We start from the raw sequence: 22,703 nt of genomic DNA, 5'->3' as shown, positions 1-22,703 counted from the left end.
TTGATTTTTCACAAGGAGGGGCATAATTTATGTCTGACACACAGTTATATCTGGGTCTGGATCTTGGCCCGGAATATACACAGCTTAGTTATTATAATGTTGACACGCGGGAGCCGGAATCGGTGTACCACAAGGAGGCGAGGGATACATATATGCTCCCTAACATCATGTTCTACAGCGCGTACAACAAAAAGTCGGATGACGGACAGAGTGAAGCTTACAAGTTCATAGATCTGGCTGGCTGGTGTGCAGGGGCGAAGGCTTCAGCCTGCAGGTTCGAGGAAAATGGAACGGTTGTGGATCAGGTGTATGAGCGTACCCTGAGAAATGAGAATATAGAAGTTGCGGGGCGTAATTATAAGGCGGGAGATCTTCTTGTGAAGATGATGATACTGCATATAAGACAGTTTACCGAGCAGTTTGAGGGTTTTGTGATAAAGAAACTGACAGTCACAGTGGCTGACACAGATCCGCGCATCATAGCTGCAGTCAGAGGACTTAAGTCGGCACTCCGTCTGACCCATGACCAGTTTAATATAGTGAGCCATCTGGACAGTGGCCTGTGCTATATATTTGCACAGCCTGAGCCGCTCAGGAATAACAGCGTGGGACTGTTTGATTTCGGCAGGAGCGGGCTGGATTTTTACAGGATAGATATGACAAGGAAATATCCTTTGATAGTGACCGTTGAGCATGTGAACTTCCATGACAGGATGAACATGAAAAGATTTGGAAAATACCATGAGGATATGGATGAGGCATTTGCGGATATAGTTAAGGAATGTATGTCACAGGTGTTTATATCCTCTGTATTCCTCACGGGAATAGGATTTGCTGACAACTGGATGAAGCAGTCGGCGGCGGTTCTGTGTCAGGGCAGAAGGGTATTTGTTGGACAGAATATATATACAAAGGGTGCATGTTACAGATCGCTTGGCGGTGTGTACACGGAGGCGCTCAGCAGATATTTTATAGATACGGAGCAGACGGTCAAGACAAATATCGGAATAAATCTCATGGATGAGAAGAAGACGTTCTGGCCGATAGCATACGGCGGGCTTGAGTGGTTCAACACCCGCGGAAGCATAGAGGTATTCCTCGACAACACAAGAAGGATACAGATCGTATACCAGGATATACTGACTGAGGAAGAATGGCGGGAGACTGTGGAGATATACGGACTTCCGGCGAGACCAAAGAAGACGACAAAGCTGTCGATATCCGTGGAGTATTATGGTGCGGATAAGGGCGCGATAGTCATCCGTGATCTTGGATTTGGAAGTTTGTATCCTACCACAAATAAGATATACAGAAAAGAATTTGACATAGGAGCCATCAGGAGAAAGCATGCGGAGAAGCTTGAGGCGGCGCGAAGGGAAGAGGAGCTCAGGATACGCATGGGTGACACCGAGGAACTGAGAGGCGAAGATCCGGCGGTGGAGCATGGTAATGCAAAGACGGTGGAAGCCGAGCCGGAGGTACATGAAGAGCCTGTGGTATATTACGGAACAGCGTCACCTGTGGAGCCGGAGACTGTGGAAGAGCCGGATGATTTCGGAACGGAAGCAGAGGATGTTGTGGAAGAGATTGACGACGATGCGGGGGATATGACGGAGGCTGAAGAGTTAGAAGATGATGCGGTCTCTGATCCTGAGAACATTTCAGATGAAATTGATGATGACGAAACGGAATCAGTGGATGCTGCATATGAGGTAGATGATGACGAATCAGAATCAGATGACATTACAGACGATGCAGATGACAGCGAGACTGAGATCTACGAGTCAGAGCCGGACGATGAAGAAACCATAGATGAAGAGGATCTGGATGACGAAGATTCCGATGAGTATGAGCAGAGTGCGTTCAGCATCCCGTCATACCTCAGAGGACAGCATTTTGATCCGGGAGAGTGATACACATATGAGTGGAATTATTATTTGTAAGACAAAGACAGCGGACAATCCGTACACATTCCTCAATACGAAGATAACCATATATTCATATGAGGAGCTGTGCTACTACATATTCAACAATATGGTGCTCATAGGTAAAGACGACCTTGCGGACAGACTCAGCACCTGGCTGAGAACGGCCATAGACATGGAGGATCTTGCAGACAAGATAGACGCGCTCAATGCCAAGAATGCGTATATCCAGGATATCATGGTGGAGATACTTACATTTGGTGAGTTCTACAGCAAGGATGAAGTGAAGGAATTCATGGACGAGTGCAAGAGAATCAGGACTCTCAAGCCGTATGAGCTGGACAAGAAGAGAGCTGACAGCTACATGATGTACAAGCATTACATCAAGGCTGACGCCATATACGATGACATCATAGAGTACAAGGAGTCACATGGTGAGTACGATGAGTTCCTTGGAAATATATATCACAACAAAGGCGTTGCGCTGGCGGGCAATCTTCAGCTTGAGGAGGCAAAGGATGCTTTCATCAGAGCATTTGCGCTGAATAAGAACAATGAGTCATTGATAGAATACTTCTGTGTAATGGCGGTGACGGTGGACACGGCGACACTCCAGAGGGAGATAAGAAAGCGCGGTATGCCGGCCGGATTCCTGGACGATCTGATGAACGAGATCGCTGATTCAAAGGAGGATGTACATGAGATGTCCATATACAACAAAGTCCAGAAGGCTGTGTACAACAGAATGCACGGCGACATAGAGGACTATGACAGGCGTATGAATTCCATCCTGAGTGCACTCAAGGATCAGTTCAGAAACCAGATAGGATGACTTTGTGCTTGACGTACAGCCAGCCTATGTTGTACTATCACAATGAATAAAGAAGATATATGCAAATGCTGTGACGAAGAGGAGTAGCATGTGGAGTCAGACAGAGAGAATGGTTCGTGGGCTGTGAGACCGTTCCTGACAGAGACTTGTGAAGGTAGCTTCTGAGCTGCATGGCTGAAAGATCATGATAAGGATAGGCCATGCCGGGGCGTTCCCGTTATAGGATAAGATGAGATACAAAACAAGGTGGTAACGCGAATATTTACTCGCCCTTCTGACAGAATGTCCGGAGAGCGGGTTTTTTTGTGAAAAATTTTGTAAAAGTATATATCAACATGTAAGAGATCAGGAAGAATAGAAAGGAAGAATGAGATGAAAGAGTTAGAGAAGACATATGATCCTTCCCAGATAGAGGACAGACTCTACAGAAAGTGGGAGGAGAAGAAGTATTTCCACGCAGAGGTTGACAGGAGCAAGAAGCCATTTACGATCGTAATGCCACCTCCAAATGTAACAGGACAGCTCCACATGGGACATGCCTTGGACAATACAATGCAGGATATACTTATCAGATTCAAGAGAATGCAGGGCTACTCAGCACTGTGGCAGCCTGGTACAGACCACGCAGCCATCGCAACCGAGGTTAAGGTTACAGAGAAGCTGAAGGAGCAGGGAATAGATAAGAAAGAGATCGGCCGTGAGGAGTTCTTAAAGCATGCATGGGCATGGAAGGAAGAGTACGGCAACCGTATCGTGAGCCAGCTCAAGAAGATGGGTTCATCCGCTGACTGGGACAGAGAGAGATTCACCATGGACGAGGGATGTTCCAAGGCAGTCAAGGAAGTATTTGTAAGACTGTACGAGAAGGGCTACATCTACAAGGGCTCAAGGATCATCAACTGGTGTCCTGTATGTAAGACTTCCATATCAGATGCTGAGGTTATACATGAGGAGCAGGACGGATTCTTCTGGCATATCAACTATCCTGTAGTTGGAGAGCCTGGAAGATTTGTGGAGATAGCAACCACAAGACCGGAGACACTTCTCGGAGATACAGCCGTTGCAGTAAATCCTGACGATGAGAGATACACAGATATAGTAGGAAAGATGCTGGAGCTGCCACTTACAGACAGACAGATCCCGGTTATCGCAGATCCATATGTTGACAAGGAGTTTGGAACAGGATGTGTAAAGATCACACCTGCACATGACCCTAACGACTTCGAGGTTGGAAAGCGTCACAATCTTGAGGAGATAAATATACTGAACGATGATGCAACCATAAATGAGCTCGGAGGCAAGTATGCAGGCATGGATCGCTACGAGGCAAGAAAGCAGATGGTGGCAGACCTTGACGCACTGGGACTTCTCGTAAAGGTAGTTCCACACAGCCACAACGTAGGAACACATGACAGATGTAAGACAACTGTAGAGCCTATGATCAAGCCTCAGTGGTTCGTCCGCATGAAGGAGATGGGACAGGCAGCACTTGACATCATCAAGACCGATGAGCTCTCATTTGTGCCTGAGCAGTTCGACAAGACATACATCCACTGGCTTGAGAATATCCGTGACTGGTGTATATCAAGACAGCTCTGGTGGGGACACAGAATCCCTGCATGGTACTGTGATGAGTGCGGCGAGACCATCGTCAGCCGTGAGACACCTACAGTATGTCCAAAGTGCGGATGTACACATCTCACACAGGATGAGGATACGCTCGATACATGGTTCTCATCTGCATTGTGGCCATTTTCAACACTTGGCTGGCCGGATAAGACACCTGAGTATGAATACTTCTATCCTACAAGCGTGCTTGTAACCGGATACGACATCATATTCTTCTGGGTAATCCGTATGGTATTCTCAGCACTTGAGCAGACAGGCAAGAGCCCGTTCAAGCATGTGCTGATCCACGGACTTGTAAGAGACGACCAGGGACGTAAGATGAGTAAGTCACTTGGAAATGGTATTGACCCGCTTGAGGTTATAGATAAGTACGGTGCAGACGCCCTTCGTCTGACACTTATAACAGGAAATGCTCCTGGAAACGACATGCGTTTCTACTGGGAGAGAGTTGAGAATTCCAGAAACTTTGCAAATAAGATCTGGAACGCAACACGTTTCATCATGATGAACATGGAGAAGGCAGATTTCACAAATGTGAAGCTGTCAGACCTGACAATAGCTGACCGCTGGATCCTGTCCAAGGTCAACACACTTGCAAAAGAGATGACAGACAACATGGAGAAGTTCGAGCTTGGTATCGCTGTATCCAAGGTATACGACTTCATCTGGGAGGAGTTCTGTGACTGGTATATCGAGATGGTTAAGCCTCGTCTCTACAACGATGAGGATGAGACAAAGGCAGCAGCACTCTGGACACTTAAGACAGTTCTGATCCAGGCACTTAAGCTTCTTCATCCATACATGCCATTCATCACAGAGGAGATCTTCTGCAACATTCAGGACGAGGAGGAGTCGATCATGATCTCCAAGTGGCCTGAGTACACAGACGAGTGGAACTTTGAGGCTGACGAGGCCGCTGTTGACACTATCAAGGCAGCAGTCCGTGCCATCAGAAACCTTCGTACAGGAATGAACGTACCACCTAGCAGAAAGGCAAAGGTATATGTCGTATCTGCAAAGGAGGACGTGAGACATATATTTGAGTCATCAAAGAGCTTCTTTGCCACACTGGGTTATGCCAGCGAGGTACACGTTCAGGAGGACAAGACAGGAATCGATGAGAATGCAGTATCAACACTGATCCACGATGCCGCTGTATACATTCCTCTTGAGGAGCTTGTGGATATCGACAAGGAGATCGAGCGACTTGAGAAGGAGGCTGCTAAGCTTGCCGGAGAGATCAAGCGTGCATCAGGAATGCTTGCAAATCCAAAGTTCGTTGACAAGGCCCCAGCTGCAAAGGTTGAGGAGGAGAAGGCAAAGCTTGCCAAGTACACTGAGATGTCTGAGCAGGTTGCCGAGCGTCTTGCACAGCTTAAGAAGTAATTATAAGGTCCCGACAGACGGAATTGGCTTTTCGCCTGCCGGGATCTTCGTTTTTATTGTGTCGATGAGACATTTCCTTCATATCATATAACAGAAGAGGTTTTTCTGTCGGTATGAAGGAGGTGGAGAAATGGGATTCACAAGTATTCCCATACGCAACATCATACGTGAAGCTGTTGCAAGGGGCGGCATAATAGTGGATGTCAGGGACCGCGATGAATTTCTGGAGGGACACATCCCCATGGCGGTAAATATTCCATTTGAGTTGATAGAAGCGGGGGAGTATACTCTTCCCAAAAGCAAATATCTGCTGGTATACTGTGCTCATGGGGTGAGCAGCATGAAGGCTGCGCTCATCATGAGCGAGGATGGATACAGAGTTATCAACACGGTGGGAGGCTTGGCGCAGTACAGAGGCCCGCTCACAAGACAGCGATAGAACAAATATACAACCCACAGAAAGGGCAGGAAATGAGTAGAGTAGAACTTATAGCTCCATGTCATTTTGGACTGGAGTCGGTACTGAAAAAAGAAATACTTGATCTTGGATACGAGATAGTCCAGGTGGAGGACGGAAGGATCACATTTGCCGGAGACGAGAGTGCGATTGCAAGGGCAAATATTTTTATAAGGACAGCCGAGCGTATCATGCTCAAATGTGGCAGCTTCAAGGCCGCCACATTTGACGAGCTGTTCGAGGGAACAAAGGCCATCGCCTGGGAGAAGTATCTGACAAGGGATGCAAAATTCTGGGTGTCCAAGGCGACATCAAACAAGAGTGCACTCTTCAGTCCATCGGATATACAGTCCATAGTCAAGAAGGCTATGGTTGAGAGATTGAAGCAGACATACAGAGTGTCATGGTTCACGGAGGATGGCGCAAGCTATCCGGTGAGAGTATTTATATTCAAGGATATAGTGACCATAGCACTTGACACGTCAGGTGTGTCACTTCACAAGAGGGGATACAGAAAGCTGGTTGGAAAGGCTCCTATATCGGAGACGCTGGCGTCCGCGCTGATCATGCTCACGCCGTGGCACAGGGACAGAGTCCTTGTAGATCCGTTCTGCGGAAGTGGAACATTTCCGATAGAGGCTGCCATGATAGGAGCACACATCGCACCGGGAATGGACAGGGAGTTCACGGCCCAGGAGTGGTCCAAGATCTGTGACAAGAAGATATGGTACAATGCGGTGGATGAGGCTCATGATCTCATAGACCACGATGTGAAGATGAACATACAGGGATATGATCTGGATGGCGATATGGTGAAGTGTGCCATGGAGAATGCCAGGGCAGCAGGAGTGGAGCAGCACATCCATTTTCAGCAGAGGGATGTGAAGGATCTGAGGAATCCGAAGAAGTATGGATTTATAATCACAAATCCACCTTACGGAGAGAGACTTGAGGAGAAGGAGGCTCTGCCTGAGCTGTACAGGACCATCGGCGAGAGCTATAGGAATCTTGATGACTGGTCAATGTTCCTCATCACATCGTATACGGATGCGGAGAAGTATATCGGCAGAAAGGCCGACAGAAACCGCAAGATATACAACGGAATGATAAAATCATATTTCTATCAGTTTATGGGACCGAAGCCGCCTAAACGAAGGAGAGAAGAAGCTTGAAGAAATTTGTATATATAATTCTGATCCTTGCCATAGGTGCTCTGGCGTATTACGGAACAAAGGAGCCGTCGGGACGTCTGGAGAAGAACGAGGAGGATCAACACGCAGTTTCCGGCATGTCTGAGAAGCTTGCGGGCGATTACAATGAAGCGGGACTCACACTGTATGTAAATGGCAGTGAGGTGGAAGAGGACGAGTACAAGCCGTATGTAAGCAATAATCTTCACCTTATGATGCCGCTGAAGATGCTCAAGGATAAGATGAAGTGCACATACATAGAGTATGTGAATGGCAGTATCGTGATCAAGAGGAATGAAGGAGTCGCCAGACTGGTGCTTGATTCCCAGGATGCAGAGCTGGACGGCAAGGACGTGAAGATCGCGGATGCGCCGATAAAGAAGGATGACGAGACATTTGTCCCTATAGAGTATATAGCGGACACGCTCGACTATACATGTGAGTACAATTATGACACAGGCCGTGTATCCCTGCAGAAGGTCGGTGAGGACAGTAAGCTGCCGGCCGCCTACGACATGAGAAAAGAGGGCAGGGTCACAGAGGTCAGAGACCAGGGAGACTCGGGAACATGCTGGGCATTTGCGTCGCTGGCTGCGCTTGAGACAACTCTTATGCCGGATGAAAAGCTGCAGTTCTCTGTGGATAACATGACCATGAACAACGGATTTGGCGTTGAACAGTTTGAGGGTGGCCAGTACAGGATGAGTATTGCATATCTTGCATCCTGGAAGGGACCGGTTCTCGAGAAGGATGATCCGTACGGGGATGACAAGACGAACTCCAAGCTTAAGGCCGTGAAGCATTTGCAGGAGGCGGAGATAATTGACGACAAGAATCTGAAGGCTGTGAAAGAGGCAGTGTACACCAAGGGCGGTGTGGAGACTGCGATATACAGCGATATGATAGATGCCGACAGCAGCTCGGAGTATTACAACGAGGAGACTCATGCGTACTATTATGATGGTTCAGAGGGAATCAACCACGATGTGGTAATAGTAGGATGGGATGACAATTACAGCAAGAACAACTTTAACAAGGCGCCGAAGAAAGATGGTGCTTTTATCTGTAAGAACAGTTGGGGAACCGAATTTGGCGAGGATGGATATTTCTATATATCCTACTATGATGCGCATATTTGCGAGACCAGTGTTGTGTACACCAGACTTGAGGGCGCAGACAACTACGATAAGATATACCAGTCGGACAAGCTGGGCTGGGTCGGAGTCCTTGGATTTGACCAGGAGGATGCCTACTTTGCAAATGTTTACACGGCAGGCAAGAGCGAGGAGCTCAAGGCTGTGTCATTCTATGCTACTGATGCAAAGACGACATATGAAGTATATGTGGCTACAAATTTTGAGGACACTGACGATCTGGCAAATAAGAAGCTTGTCGCGTCAGGCGAGATGGAGTACGCAGGATACTACACGGTCAACCTGGATGATGTGGTCAAGCTCCCGGATGAAAAGAAATTTGCGGTCATAGTACATATAACCACGCCGGGCAGCAAATACCCGATAGCCATAGAGTATGATGCGGATTCCATGACCGACAGCTTTGACATCTCCGACGGAGAAGGCTATATAAGTCTGTATGGAAATCAGTGGTACAGTGCGGAAAAAGAGAGAAAATGTAACGTCTGCCTCAAGGCATTTACGGATAAGACAGAATAAACAGGAAGTGTATGTAAGCTGTGGGAAAGGAGAACTATTATGGACAAGCTGATATTTGCAACGGGAAATGAAGGAAAGATGAAGGAGGTCCGCATGATACTTGCTGACCTCGGATTTGAGATACAGTCCATGAAAGAGGCTGGGATCGATATAGACATAGTGGAGGACGGACAGACATTTGAGGAGAATGCTCTGATCAAGGCGAGAGCCATCAGCAAGGAGAGCGGATGTCTGGTGCTTGCCGATGACTCAGGCCTTGAGGTCGACTATATGGACAAGGCGCCTGGAATATACAGCGCGAGATTCCTAGGCGAGGACACATCGTACAGGATAAAGAACCAGTACATAATAGACAAGCTGGCCGGGGTTCCAGATCCTGAGAGGACAGCAAGATTCGTGTGCGCTATAGCAGCAGTGTTCCCGGATGGAAGCGAGTACACAGAGCGCGGAACCATAGAGGGAATCATAGGCTACGAGGAGCGCGGCGAGAACGGTTTCGGGTATGACCCTATATTTTACCTTCCAGAGCTGGGCAAGACCACTGCGGAGCTTGATCCTGAGGAGAAGAACAAGATCAGTCACAGGGGAAATGCACTGAGACTGATGAAGAACGTCATCAGAGCGCACAGGGAGAGTAAGTGAGAATCAGGAATAAATCAGTTAATGATCAGTGGGATCGATGGATTCTCGTTAGGAGGAATAGATGAAAGTACTGATAATAAGTGACACTCATGGCAAGAGTAGCTGCTTAAAACAGATACACGATATAGTTGGCGACGTGGACATGCTGATACACCTCGGTGATGTGGAGGGAGACGAAAAGCTGATACATGACCTGTTTGACTGTGAGATCCACATGGTGAGGGGCAACTGCGATTACAACCCGGAGCTCCCGATATATGACGAATTCAACATCGGAGATAAGAGGGCATTTATAACGCATGGACACAGGTATGGTGTGAACAGCGGTATTTCATATCTGGAGGAGCTTATCGACACGGAAGGATATGACTTCGTAATGTATGGACACACCCACCGCCGTGACCTGACGTGCTACAAGGATTCATACATTGTCAATCCGGGAAGTCTGGCTCTGCCGAGGGACAACCGGATTGGAACGTATATGCTGCTTGATTTTGACCAGCACGGAACGCCATTTTTTGCGCAGAATGAGCTGCCGAGGGTAGAGTTGAATGTGTCAAGTTTTCGAAGAAAATTTGACATGTAGCATCAGCCTTGCCGAAGGCAGCTTTAAATGGCTGATGTTCCATACCGGAGGAGAAGAAGAGGAAGAAGTTTTTTGAGGATCTGTGGGGATAGGACAGGTATAAAGGTAGTATAATTGGTGCCGGGCACTTCATTGTGATGTAGGTGTCCGGCATTTTTGAGTATGGGAAGGGGGATACTTGTGGAGTTTGGATTTTGCAGTTTGTATGGGAAAGATGATAGGGGAATAAGCAATTTTTTTAAGGAAGCAAATAACAGGGATGTCCTGGGACTTAGACCGATGAACAACAGGATCTCGGAGATACTGTTTCCAGAGTGTACGACACTTATGCCTAATCTTGTATATATATATTATCTCAATGCCATATATCATGTACTTAAAGAAAAGGGATCAGAGGATGATATTGATTATTATGAAAGAATGATCAGTCACCATATAGTTGAAAAACACCGTGAGGAGTGCAAAGGAAAGGGATTCTTTGATGATGCAAAGGACCGCGCTTACAAGAAATACAAGAATAAGATGAAGATGCTGCATTATCTGGACGAAGGGTATTCGATAAATGATGTATGCTTACTTGATATACTGAAAGAAACAGACCGATATAAATTTGTGAAAAATGTGATAGATAATGTTGAAGTTGGTTCAGATGTAGAGGATCTTACAGATTATGAAAAGGACTATATCTATAGCCCGGGGAAACTGGATGAAATAGAGAAAATGGATTATATAAGGCGGGTGTTGATGCCGGATGATGATAGAATATACAGATATTCATATACATCAAATATTATCGCCAGTTTCCTTGGATTAAAAAAAACACCTGTATCAAATAAAAAAGATGTACTAAGGGAAGATTCTGTATCAAAATTATATAAAGAAGGTAAAGCGGGTAAATTCAAATATGAAAAACTTGAAGATTTAAAAATAAGACAAAATAGTAAGAGTCTTTATAAATTTGAAGAAATTGACAATTATGGCGAGAGTATAAAAGGGAAATTTTGTATGTATGAATATCTTCGCCAGTCCCAGATATATTCTATTATCCAGTATATTGCCAAGCTCAGTTATAAATGGCTGCTGTTCAGAAGAGATGACGATAAACGTAAAGCATATGAAGAAAAAATCAGATCTGAGATCGCAGCATATTTCGAGATTAGCACTGAAATAAAAGAAGAAAAAATAAAAAATTACTGGAAAGGGAAATATGAAAAATGTAAAGGTTTTATCGGTCATGGAGAAAACGGGGATTTAGAAGAATGCTGGAATTTTATATATAAGATAACAAAAAAATTGGAGGAAGTAGATATAAAAGACATAAATACAAGTGATATAGAGAAAATTGCCAAGATCGTGGAGGAAAGAGAGAAACACGTGCAGGGGGCTGCGTCAAAATTAGGCACTAATCTAAGAAATATAGAAGACACAGAGGATTATATAGACACATTCAGGTGGGAGTATCGTCCTACAGAAAGACAAAACAGATTTCCGGGAACCATAACCATGTGTGTAAGCTATTATATATCAGAGTTGTTTTATAATTAGATAAATTGGGAGTAAATATGGAAAATATAGAGGATATGTACTTATTGGACAAGCTTCGTCCGCCAAAGGGATACGAAACAGTGGGCGCATTGCTGTGCACATATAGTATTGATGCAAAAGCATTGTTGTCGGCACTGTTATATATGAGGGATATACCAGCAAAGGGGATGGACAGTGGTACAGGTCTGTCGATCACAGAGCGGTTGAAGATGCTGTTCGATAAAGGTATCGAGGATATGAAATGGATGGAGAAACACATAGGATTTGTCTGTAATAATGGCTATGACAAGAGCTCGGCCTCCACGATGTATCAGTACACAAGACGGTTTACGGCGTATTACACGATTCCACTTGGAGAGCGCGATCACAGCTTCCATCCCAAGATGTATCTGGTGAAGTTTGAGAAAAAAGATAAGACGGCCGAGGGGGCAGATACACTGTTCCGATTGATTATAGGCAGTATGAATCTGGTGAATTCACACAACAAGGAATTTGCTGCATGTATGGAGCTTGAAGCGTACAGAGAACAGGATGTGCCTGAAACGGACAGGGACAAATATGTAAAACTGAAAGGCACAAAAGCTGATATATCAGATGCGATAGATAGATTGCTTGGATATAAAAGAGAAAATTGGAGATCGTATAGTCCATATATCGACAACCGTAATATAGGCGAGGTGATAGAGAATCTTGCTTTGGATTCATATTATTTTAAGATGGATGAACTTCCAGAGATCACAGCATTTGGGGAAGCTTTCCCAGGTACAGAATTCAAAGATATGCTAAAAGGGGCAGATCACATATTTTCACCGTTTTTATCAGATCGTTTTTTGAGAGAATGCCCAAAGAAAACTAACATATATACTATGGAAAATGAACTGACAAAGCTGGGGTATGAACGTTGTGCTGAAAAGCAGATAGTGGAGGATGATGACAAAACTGACAGCCGCCAGTTCTATGTGTATGAGATAGAGGAGAATCAGGTAAACAGAAAACCATCAAGTTCACATTTTAAGGCATATCTGTCAGATAAAGATCAATGGGTTTTTGTGGGATCACTGAATTTTTCCAACAGAGCATTTGGAAATAACAGAGAACTGGTGGTGAAGCTTCAAGATATAACGGAACAGCGGTATGACTGTATAAAGACAGCGTTTCAAGAAGATTATAGACTGTATACATATAGAAAAATACCCAAGGTCACTGGATCTGAAGAGCATGAACTCGATATAGATAGTGAGTTTAGGAAATTGGCACTACAGATAAGCCAGATGTATGCTGTGAAATTCAGCCAAAGTGATAATTATACGCTGACCGTTTGCAGGACCGGGATTGCGACGGCGCAAGAGAAGGATAATGTCGGTGAGCTGATCACTTCGATCAATGAGGGCCTGACTACTTTTGAAAAATCTATAGCAAAGCGAAAGATCCCAGAAGAAAATAAATGTGAGAGAGATGAAAACGGTGAAGACGAACATATATCTATAAAGATATGTCCTGTCGATTATCCGGAAAAAAGAAAAAATCTGCTAAAAAACACATTTGCGGATGAGATATCGGAAGATCCCAATTCTGATGTTATGGAGACTGATATATCCTGGTCAGGACTTAACAGGAGAAAAGCAGGGCAGCAGTTTATCCTGACACTTGAATATAAGAACAAAGAATACGCTCGGGCAAACATACATATATGCTGGTGTGCTCAGCCCAATGATAATGATGGAGACGAGACAGACGCGGCAGATAATCTGTTAGATGTGCAGAGAATATTGATATATGAGAAAATAGCAGGTTTGTTATGCAGCAGAAATTATAAAGACAGCAGTATAGATAAGTCGGAGAATAATTCTGATGATTCAGGAAGCCGACTGGGCGTTAAGGAGTATGAGCGCTATGTAAGAAACTGCATTCCTACGTTAGAAGAGCTGATTCAAAGATGTATAAACGAGAAGAAAAGTCTGGATTCAGTCTTAACAGGATATGAGAATCGGGTGAAGTCTATATATGAAATGTATGCGCTTCGAAACAGAGGTATGTCGCAGGAGGAACAGGCAGAAATAGCATGTATGGATAAAAAGCTGGTTGAAAATATGATAGCGCAATTCGAATGTTTAAAAGGGGAAATCAAATATGACGGACAGAGGTGAAATTGAATATACAGATTATCAGAAACGTGCTATAAGAAGGATCGTTGACAGTTATATGGGAGAGTGTACCAGCGGAAGATTTCTTCTTGCAGATGAGGTGGGCCTTGGAAAGACTATTATTGCGAGGGGCGTCATCAGGTGTCTTATGTGTAAACTCCTTGAGCAGGAAATTGCCGGCAAGTCTGAAACAGAGATAAGAGATGTGGTGGAGGAGCATTATTATTATTTTAATGTCATTTATATATGTTCCAACACGAATATTGCCAAGCAGAATGAGGAGAAATTGGGCCTTGATAAAAATAATGACAAAGAATGGATGAACCGCGCCAGCTGTCTGTCGGGAAAAGTGCTTCAGATAGAATGCGAGAATATTTACACATTAAAATTTAAAACTGGCAGTAATTCATCAGGTTATGAAGTGGAATTTCGAGAGGTACTTCAGGATTATTGCAATGTATATGGAAAAGACCACACATATGAATCTCTGGGCAGGGTCAATGCATTGGAGACTAGACTTAGAATATTGCCAATGACACAGAGAACTTCTATTGATATAAAAGGAAGTGGCAGAGCAGAAGAGAGAGAGTTTCTGTGTAATAGGATACTGGCTTTTTCGGATCATGAAAAAATCAATTTATCAGAGGAGCTTGAAAAAAATAAAGATTTTACGAAGCTGAGGGAGCTGTACAGGACCAAGTGCGAGAGTGATGAAGAGTTTAATAAAGCATGTAGTATTATCAGGGATAGCTGTAATGGTGATGAATATGAAATAGAAAACTTTTATAATACCTGGCAGATCGTAAGGAAAGGCTTTGCGGAGATCACGATGGACTGGCTGGACTGCGGGCTGGTTATTATGGATGAATTCCAAAATTTCAAGGAGATCATAGGTCAGGCTTCAGATGATGAGGAAAGTATCATAAGAAAGGTTCTGGAACAGGAGTCTGATGGGGAAGACAGAAATCCATATGTTCTGATGTTGTCTGCAACTCCATTTAGGATGTATATGAGTAAAAATGCAGATCAGGATGAGACGGATACAGATACAGCAGGCACGGAAAATGCAAGTATATATGATGTGTGCCGCTTCCTTGAAAAAGGAGGGGGAACAAATGGTATGTCTGTAATTTCAAGTTCCCTTGAGGCTTATAAGACTGCACTTGAAAAATATTCACGATCAGATAGTGAGAGTAAGGAACAGGTTCTGGAAAAGAAAAACGCCTTTGAGAGACAGATGGGATCAGTGTTTACCAGAATGGAGAGGATCAATGTGCTGCGTGAGCTGAGAGAAGACAGCACAGACGCTGGAGATGCTGATAAACAGGAGATCGGATGTGGTGGGATCAAAGCTCTTCTTGATTATACGAATGAGCTTGTTGAATATAATACGAGCAATGGCAGGTATTATATAGGTACGGGTACAGCGGCAGCATATGCTGAGAGAATCCCATATGTTCTGTCGTTCATGAATCGAGGGAACAAACAGGCCGGCGGCGATGATGGCTATAAAATTAAACGCAATTTTAATGAAGATGTTAACGCTGAGAAAATAAAATATAAAAACAACTCAAAATGTTATATTCTTAAAGATGATTTTAACGATATGTCCAAAACACTAGGGGAATGGCATGGAGTTTATGAGAAGGTGTTGGAGTATATTCTGGACATAGAATCTCTGGATATCGATTCTATGCTGAAATCTGGTAAGTATAATGGCATGACAAGGGAGGATGTATTTCTGAATCATCCAGGAGCAGCCAGACTTCTGTGGGTTCCTTCTGTGGTCGGTTGGAAAGAGCTTAAAGGTGCATTTGCAGAGCACAAAAACTTTGGCAAGACCATTATGTTCTCAGACAGAGTTGTTGTACCGAGAGCTATGGCAGGGCTTATCAGCCGAGAAGTGAAAAGAAGACTTATCTGGTGGATATTGAAACAGGAACAGGATAAGAGTATTACGGAGAAAGAACTTCAGGATTTTCAGGAAAGTGCAAAGAACATACTAGAACAAATATTAGAACAAATACTGGGCCTGGTGGCTGGTTTCAAAGAAAATCCAGAGCGGGGTAATAATGGCGATGAAGGTATAATAAAAATAAAAAGTGTTGGAAGGATATTTACAACATCAGCGTCAGGTTTGTTTGCTGTGTGGTCTGAGATGGGACTGCCGATAAAAAGGAATAAAGAAGGTTTTGCCCTTAGGGACAGTGGCGACACTTTACAGATGGATGAGGATAGTCTCCGAAAGTCTATAATTGATTACTGTGAAGAAGGAAAACTTCAGTATGTATTGCAAGAGCTGAAATATATAGGGAACACGGCATTCTTGTCAGATTGGCATAATGTACATAAGGCACCCAAAATCAATATTACATTGTATGAACATACAAAAGAGGGCAGACTTCAGATATCCGGGACAGGCGATGATAAGAACGGAGATACATACTATGCGCGATGTATAGGAAGCAGTAATGACGACGATAAAGTGAGTAGTATATCCAATCTTCAGGCTGCGTTTAACTCGCCATTTGCGCCATTTGTATTTGCTACGACCTCAATAGGTCAGGAAGGACTGGATTTCCATAATTATGCGGATCGAATAGTACATTTGTCTATTCCTGCTAATCCCACTGATTTTGAACAGAGGGAGGGCAGAATAAACAGGTATAATTGTCTTGCGGTGAGAAAGGCAGTTATGGAATGGTATGGCAATAAAGAGGAGACCAGGATATGCGCTGATGATATACCAAAGCTTCTGGATAATGCATTTGAAGCAGCAAAGGCTTCGTTGTGCGAAGAAGGCAATCAGAAATTAAACTGCGGCATTATACCACACTGGCTTGTTGCCAGAAAAAAAGATGATAATAAGCTTGAGGTGGCTGGAATAAAAAGGCTGGTGCCGTATTTCTATAACTCATCCATGATGGAGAAGTATCATAATATGCTCAAGCTGCTTCAGTTGTACAGATCTGTTATTGGACAGGCGGATGCAGACGAGCTGCTGGAGAGACTTATGGTCAACAAAAAAGAGACAGATGTGCAGGAGTTATATGTAGATTTTTCTCCATACAATGAGCGGTTGTAGAATTGAAGTGACGATAGAGACTGATAGAAAAGGACAGGTAAAATGATATGAAGAAGCACGATATAGTTGAAGGTGTGATAGACACATATGAGTTCCCGAACAAGGGAAGCTTTCATATGGATGACAGAAAAGTTACAGTTAAGGGAGCAATAAAAGGACAGAAGGTGAGCTGCCGTATAACCAAGCTGAAGAAGGGCAAGGCGGACGGAAGGCTCCTTGAGGTTCTTGAGAAATCTGAGCTTGAGGATGCTTCGCCAGTTTGTTCCCATTTTGGAATGTGTGGTGGCTGCAGTTACCAGACACTCAGTTATGATAACCAGCTCAAGGTGAAGGAGGGGCTTGTCAAAGGCCTCCTTGACGGAGTGATAGACAGCGAGGCTCACCCTTATGAGTGGCAGGGGATACTTGCATCTCCTGTGACAAAGGGATACAGGAACAAGATGGAGTTCTCATTTGGCGATGAGTACAAGGACGGCCCGCTGGCGCTTGGACTTCACAAGAAGAACAGCACATACGACATAGTTCAGATGGATGACTGTTATATAGTGAATGATGATCTGAACAAGATAGTGAAATATACTGTCCAGTTCTGCAAGGAGGCGGGACTCCCATATTACAAAAAGATGCAGCACGAGGGGCTTCTGCGCCATCTGGTTATCAGACGTTCGGCGACAAATGGCGATCTGCTGGTGAATCTGGTGACAACCACCCAGAATTTGGCGGCTCTCGACCTTGATGCATACGTGAAGGGGCTGCTGGAGCTGCCGCTTGAGGGAAAGATCGCAGGAATCCTCCACACGGAGAATGACTCCATGGCGGATGCGGTCATCAGTGACAGGACAAATCTGCTTTATGGAACAGAGTATATATACGAGACAGTTCTCGGACTTCAGTTCAAGATATCGCCGTTCTCGTTCTTCCAGACAAATACAAAGAGTGCGGAGAGGCTCTATGACAGGGCGCGTTCATATGTGGGTGACACAAAGGATGCCGTCATATTCGACCTCTACAGCGGAACCGGAACGATAGCCCAGCTTCTTGCGCCTGTCGCAAAGAAGGTCATCGGCGTGGAGATAGTTGAGGAAGCCGTGGAGGCCGCCCGTGTGAATGCGGAGCTTAACGGCCTTGACAACTGTGAGTTCATCGCCGGAGATGTACTCAGGGTAATAGATGACATAGAGGACAAACCGGATTTCATAGTGCTTGATCCACCTCGTGACGGAATCAATCCGAAGGCCCTGTTGAAGATCATCAACTATGGTGTGAAGGAGCTTGTGTATATAAGCTGCAAGCCAACATCGCTTGCAAGGGATCTGGTGACTTTGCAGGAGCATGGATATTTTGTGACCAAGGCTTGTGCCGTCGATCAGTTTCCGGGTACTGTTCACGTAGAAACCATCGTGAAAATGCGCAGGGCGGATTAGGTTAAGAATAGACTAACTAAGTAGTGGATTGTATTATGCCGGGAGGGCGTTTTGAGTATGATGTTGATAATCTTTTGGAGAAACAGAAAATAGTATTTATCATGCCGGTATCTTCTTATTCTGAGCCATATGTCGAAGGCTATTTTATTGATACAAAAGGGAAAAAACATATTTACGGATTGTATGGACAGGCACCGTTCGAATCGATTGAAAAGGAATATTTGTATCATGTTAATATTGATTCAGAGCGTAAAACGGAAGGGACAACTATCATGGATTATCCGTTAAAGCAATTATATGGAATTCGGGTTATAGATGACAATGAAGAGTTTGTTTTCCTTGAATCAGAAACAGGTATTACAGAGAGACTTGATGATCCGTCAGCGGTTCAAATTTATGAAGAATTTGGTGAAGAATGGTATGTGCTGAGATGATTTGCACCTCATGGCGGATCTGTAACACCTAACACCTTTTACTGTTATAAGATTTATTAAATTGAGGTATGTAGACATGAGAGAAACTATTCAAAATTATTTTGAAAAAACGAAACAATATCCTAATTATTACTCAAATGAAGATTTTAGTACTATTTGTGATGATATAAAAAAAGAAATTGATGCGGGTGTATTTCTTGTTAAGAGGAAAGATGAAACAGATTTGTCTGTATTTGAAGAAAAATATGGATATAGATGGAGAAGTGGAAGATAAGCCAATTGCCAATTCTCTAAAAGAACTTATTAACAATATGAATGTCAATCCGAATATTCGGAAAAAGGAGGAAAACAAATGCTGCTTATAGGATCCAGGATTCAGGAGTACCGGAAGAAAGCCGGGCTGAATCAGGAGGAATTTGCGGAAAAGATGGGAGTCAGCAGACAGGCTGTGTCCAAGTGGGAGAGGGATAAGGCGTATCCTGATCTGGACAGGCTTGTGTGTATATGTGAGATTCTGGATGTACAGGTTGGAGAACTTATATATGGAAAGGGTGATGAGCCGGAGGCGCCGGAAGAGGTGTCCGGGGATGGGACTTCAACGAATAATGCTGTCCATCTGAAGAATCTCAGGGGAAAAGGCAGGCTTGCCAGATTGAAAATATTATTTTGCGTGATGGCAGCCATATGCGTTTTCTGTGTAATTGTGGTGGCGGTGCTGTTTGTGAGGAACGAGTGGATCAGCCATTCAGATAAGAACGGAAATGTGCGCGTGGAGAAGGTGTATCAGCAGTATACAAAAGCTGATCTGGCATATTTGGATGACAATGGCCGAAAGATCATGGATACTGTGTGGCTTGATGTACCGGGGATACGAGATGGAGATTACATACAGTTGTACACAGGGGCGGACGGTGATGGTCTGTTTCTGAATTACAAGACATCAACCATAGTTGCCGCATCATTTGTCATGCTGGTGTTTATTATTCTTCTGATCCTCATTGGGCTTGAGATAAGAAGGATGAAGAAAGAAGATACACTTCAGATCATACTTGAGGATAAGACAGCCGATGAAAAAATGTAAAAAAATTGTCTGCGCGATCGTAATAGCATGCATACTGGCGGGAGCTGCATTTGTCGCTCTTGAGTTTATGGGCGTTATTGATCTGAACAGTGCGCGGAAGACGGAAGAAAAAAGTGAAACTGAACAGGATGGAAAAAAAATAGCTGACGATGAGACAGAGCCTTGGCATATAGTGTTCAAGGGATATGCCTTCTCTGTGAAGCCGGTAGGACTGGCGATCATACATGAGAGTGGCTGCCTTAATATAAGAAGCTGTGATGATTATCTGATACAGATCGATGTGGAGGATAAGACGATGGCGGATTTCTGGGACAACAGAGAGCAGCGCAAGAAAAATATTGAGGACGCAGGTTATGTGATGGAGCTGGAGCCTGAGAAGTTCGAGATACAGGGGAAGGAATATATCAGATACATAGCGAGTCTTGCAAATGAACGAGGTGCGAAGTTCGACAGATCATATTTTTATCAGCTTATATGTGATGCCGGGGAAGGGCAGCGTTTCTTTACTTCGATAAGATTTGATGAGATAGATATAGATGCGCTGAGCGGGGCGGAGAGAGCTGAGGTATATGAGAAGGCTGCCGATGAAGCTGTGGCCATTGTTGCGGGGGCCGTTCCCACAGATGAGACAAATGATATGACAGGCTCATACTGGCAGGAGGACGAAGCTATGGAGACGGGAGTAGTGGACAGTGTCGTGAATGGAGATACTACCGTGTCATATGAAATCCCTGAAAATTACAGCCTTCAGAATGAGGATTTGTCAGGTAAGACATACTATTCAGACGGTGATAAGATCACGGTTGTGACTTCGATCGTACCGTATAGTTGGATGACAGCATCTGATATGGCAGACAGAAAGACCGAGGCCGGAATATCAAAGGTAACAGAGGAAGGTCAGTGTGAGGTAAATGGTGTGACATTTTATTACTACACATATTCGACCTTATATATAAAGGACGGCAAGAGAAATATCACATACTATTTTAATGCATATGCTGATCTAAAGGATGGAAACATATATACAGTCAGCGGATTTGCCGATGATAATCCGGATGCCATGGACAGAGACACTTATTATAGTTTCATGAACATTACGGAGAAATAAGCACTATAGATTGCAAAAAAGTGACGAAAATCCCTATAATTCCGGTTTGCTACCCATAGTTGCCTGGTTGCAACCGATTACGGCTTGATAAAATATAGTGACATTCTCAATAATAAAGCCACTAGGTTTTAAGGAGGATTATTATATGAGGAACAGGAAAATGTTGATTGCAGGACTTATCACGGTGGTGATGGGAATTTCTATAGTTGGATGTGGAAATGATGGCAAATCCACCAGAGAGACGGAGTCAACAGAGCAGGTAACCGAAACGGAAATGGCAACGGAGGAGGAATCTGAGGCTGAGGATACAGGTGATACTGAATCTGATGATTCATATGCAGATGAAACCGATTACAGTGATGACAGTGAGGAATCCACAGAATTTACGATGCCTGTATATGAGGATTTTACATTGGCATCGGGACTCAGCGAGAATTACGCAGATCTTGACAATAGGTCATTTGTATATAATGGAAAGAAATTCACTTTAGGTGAGTCCACCTTGAAGGATCTTATAGACGGTGGAATACCATTTGAGCAGAATTCACTCAATAACAGTGGCAACAATGTAAATAAAAATTACGAAACTGACAGATACACAGCAGACATCAATGACTACGTAACGATGCAGTTTATGTTTGGCAATTTTACTGACAGTGAGCAGAAGGCAGAGGATTGCGTTCTCTCATATGTAAGATATTCACACCTTTTTGTGCCAAACCCGGATTATGATGCCAGCATGAATGCAGAGATCAGTGAGATGATGCTTGATGGTGCAAAGCAGGTGAACTTCTCATTTCCAACAACTATCACCAAGGATCAGTTGCTTGAAAAGTGCAGCGAGAATGCAGAAGTAGATGGCAAGATAGTCAAGTACAGTGTAGATTCTGAGGTTTATATGGGAAGCAGCGGCTATACATTTGAGTTTGACGATACAACAGGACAGCTCAAAGAGGTCAGAATAAGCTGGCTTCCGTAACTAAAAAGTAATCAGAATAAGAGCCAGAAGAAAAGCCGGATATCTCTATAAAATAGGAATATCCGGCTTTTGACTTTCTTACGGTTTCTCTCTTCCTCAACCATCTCTGATAGCATCTCTTTGACATCCTTCGATTTCTTGATGTTATCATGGCTTGGAGGATTTGTAACCCAAATGTATGCTGTGGACAGCAGAATGAAATCCAAAGGTATTTTCAGTAATTTCTCTCTACTTACATATTATGCAGAAATGTGTGATATGGATAAAACACATTTCTCACCTTACTAATAAAATATGACAAAAAAGTACATTAAGTGGTACTTGGAGTTGACAATTCCCCAATTCACAATTACTATAAACCCTGTGATTTCATAGTGAAAATCTGCTCGGATGCCGTCCTGAAAAAGCATCCGATCAGGGGGAAATTCGGTGAGATTCCGGTGCAACCGCCATTACTGTGTTAAGACTTGTGTCTTTCAGTCAGAATGCCCGCAGATTTTATGAGATTTCCGGCCGCGTGACGGCGTCTGACAGACACAGACAGCCGGGATATGCGGAGTACCCGGATGCGGATGACACGACA

Annotated in this window: 17 protein-coding genes, 1 riboswitch and 1 other annotated feature; all 17 genes read left to right on the top strand. The window is 44.0% G+C overall.

The window, feature by feature from the left end; translation table 11 throughout:
- The first annotated feature begins 29 nt into the window (after nucleotides 1–29).
- The 17 genes from ABUA31_RS11665 to ABUA31_RS11585 all read left to right on the top strand — a co-directional run bounded on the left by ABUA31_RS11665 (nucleotide 30) and on the right by ABUA31_RS11585 (nucleotide 22,120).
- Nucleotides 30–1,913 (top strand): DUF5716 family protein, encoded by a 1,884-nt coding sequence (locus tag ABUA31_RS11665; RefSeq protein ID WP_349818704.1) that lies wholly within the window; start codon nucleotides 30–32, stop codon nucleotides 1,911–1,913.
- Between the two features lie 7 nt (nucleotides 1,914–1,920).
- On the top strand, nucleotides 1,921–2,757 hold the full coding sequence (locus ABUA31_RS11660; protein ID WP_015534255.1) for a hypothetical protein: 837 nt from the start codon (nucleotides 1,921–1,923) through the stop codon (nucleotides 2,755–2,757).
- A gap of 61 nt (nucleotides 2,758–2,818) precedes the next feature.
- Nucleotides 2,819–3,034, top strand: a binding site (T-box leader).
- A gap of 95 nt (nucleotides 3,035–3,129) precedes the next feature.
- Entirely contained in the window at nucleotides 3,130–5,772 is a 2,643-nt protein-coding gene (locus ABUA31_RS11655; RefSeq protein WP_022217547.1) for a valine--tRNA ligase, read from the top strand.
- A 130-nt stretch (nucleotides 5,773–5,902) separates the two neighbouring features.
- Nucleotides 5,903–6,211 carry a rhodanese-like domain-containing protein gene (locus ABUA31_RS11650; protein ID WP_022217548.1) on the top strand — a complete coding sequence of 103 codons (309 nt, stop codon included), beginning with the start codon at nucleotides 5,903–5,905 and terminating at the stop codon, nucleotides 6,209–6,211.
- A gap of 32 nt (nucleotides 6,212–6,243) precedes the next feature.
- Entirely contained in the window at nucleotides 6,244–7,401 is a 1,158-nt protein-coding gene (locus ABUA31_RS11645; RefSeq protein ID WP_015534252.1) for a THUMP domain-containing class I SAM-dependent RNA methyltransferase, read from the top strand.
- Nucleotides 7,398–9,092, top strand: a complete 1,695-nt coding sequence (locus tag ABUA31_RS11640; protein ID WP_022217549.1) for a lectin like domain-containing protein — start codon at nucleotides 7,398–7,400, stop codon at nucleotides 9,090–9,092. The genes ABUA31_RS11645 and ABUA31_RS11640 overlap by 4 nt, the downstream gene beginning before the upstream one ends.
- A 39-nt stretch (nucleotides 9,093–9,131) precedes the next feature.
- Nucleotides 9,132–9,734: an XTP/dITP diphosphatase gene (locus tag ABUA31_RS11635; protein WP_022217550.1), complete on the top strand. Its 603-nt coding sequence runs from the start codon at nucleotides 9,132–9,134 to the stop codon at nucleotides 9,732–9,734.
- Between the two features lie 61 nt (nucleotides 9,735–9,795).
- On the top strand, nucleotides 9,796–10,320 hold the full coding sequence (locus ABUA31_RS11630) for a metallophosphoesterase (protein WP_349818705.1): 525 nt from the start codon (nucleotides 9,796–9,798) through the stop codon (nucleotides 10,318–10,320).
- Nucleotides 10,321–10,500: 180 nt separating this feature from the next.
- Nucleotides 10,501–11,865, top strand: coding sequence for a hypothetical protein (locus tag ABUA31_RS11625; protein WP_349818706.1), 1,365 nt, complete (start codon nucleotides 10,501–10,503; stop codon nucleotides 11,863–11,865).
- Nucleotides 11,866–11,882: 17 nt separating this feature from the next.
- Entirely contained in the window at nucleotides 11,883–14,012 is a 2,130-nt protein-coding gene (locus ABUA31_RS11620) for a phospholipase D-like domain-containing protein (RefSeq protein WP_349818707.1), read from the top strand.
- Nucleotides 13,996–17,094 (top strand): helicase C-terminal domain-containing protein, encoded by a 3,099-nt coding sequence (locus ABUA31_RS11615; protein ID WP_349818708.1) that lies wholly within the window; start codon nucleotides 13,996–13,998, stop codon nucleotides 17,092–17,094. Before ABUA31_RS11620 ends, ABUA31_RS11615 begins: the two co-directional genes overlap by 17 nt.
- Before the next feature lie 47 nt (nucleotides 17,095–17,141).
- Nucleotides 17,142–18,518 carry a 23S rRNA (uracil(1939)-C(5))-methyltransferase RlmD gene (gene rlmD / locus ABUA31_RS11610; RefSeq protein WP_349818709.1) on the top strand — a complete coding sequence of 459 codons (1,377 nt, stop codon included), beginning with the start codon at nucleotides 17,142–17,144 and terminating at the stop codon, nucleotides 18,516–18,518.
- A gap of 35 nt (nucleotides 18,519–18,553) precedes the next feature.
- A complete protein-coding gene (locus ABUA31_RS11605; RefSeq protein ID WP_055146351.1) occupies nucleotides 18,554–18,952 on the top strand; it encodes a hypothetical protein in 399 nt (132 codons plus the stop codon).
- Between the two features lie 76 nt (nucleotides 18,953–19,028).
- Nucleotides 19,029–19,226 (top strand): hypothetical protein, encoded by a 198-nt coding sequence (locus ABUA31_RS11600; RefSeq protein ID WP_349818710.1) that lies wholly within the window; start codon nucleotides 19,029–19,031, stop codon nucleotides 19,224–19,226.
- A gap of 78 nt (nucleotides 19,227–19,304) precedes the next feature.
- Nucleotides 19,305–20,033 carry an XRE family transcriptional regulator gene (locus tag ABUA31_RS11595; protein ID WP_055146357.1) on the top strand — a complete coding sequence of 243 codons (729 nt, stop codon included), beginning with the start codon at nucleotides 19,305–19,307 and terminating at the stop codon, nucleotides 20,031–20,033.
- Complete coding sequence (locus tag ABUA31_RS11590) at nucleotides 20,020–21,141, top strand: hypothetical protein (protein ID WP_349093359.1); 1,122 nt, start codon at nucleotides 20,020–20,022, stop codon at nucleotides 21,139–21,141. Before ABUA31_RS11595 ends, ABUA31_RS11590 begins: the two co-directional genes overlap by 14 nt.
- Before the next feature lie 145 nt (nucleotides 21,142–21,286).
- Nucleotides 21,287–22,120, top strand: coding sequence for a hypothetical protein (locus ABUA31_RS11585; protein ID WP_173794628.1), 834 nt, complete (start codon nucleotides 21,287–21,289; stop codon nucleotides 22,118–22,120).
- Nucleotides 22,121–22,487: 367 nt separating this feature from the next.
- Nucleotides 22,488–22,631, top strand: a riboswitch (cobalamin riboswitch).
- The last annotated feature ends 72 nt before the right edge of the window (nucleotides 22,632–22,703 follow it).

Origin of the sequence: Coprococcus sp. RTP31081st1_H1_RTP31081_211007, from assembly GCF_040227275.1 — a bacterium.
GTDB lineage: Bacteria > Bacillota > Clostridia > Lachnospirales > Lachnospiraceae > Coprococcus > Coprococcus aceti.
This window is presented reverse-complemented; position numbering and strand designations above follow the sequence as displayed.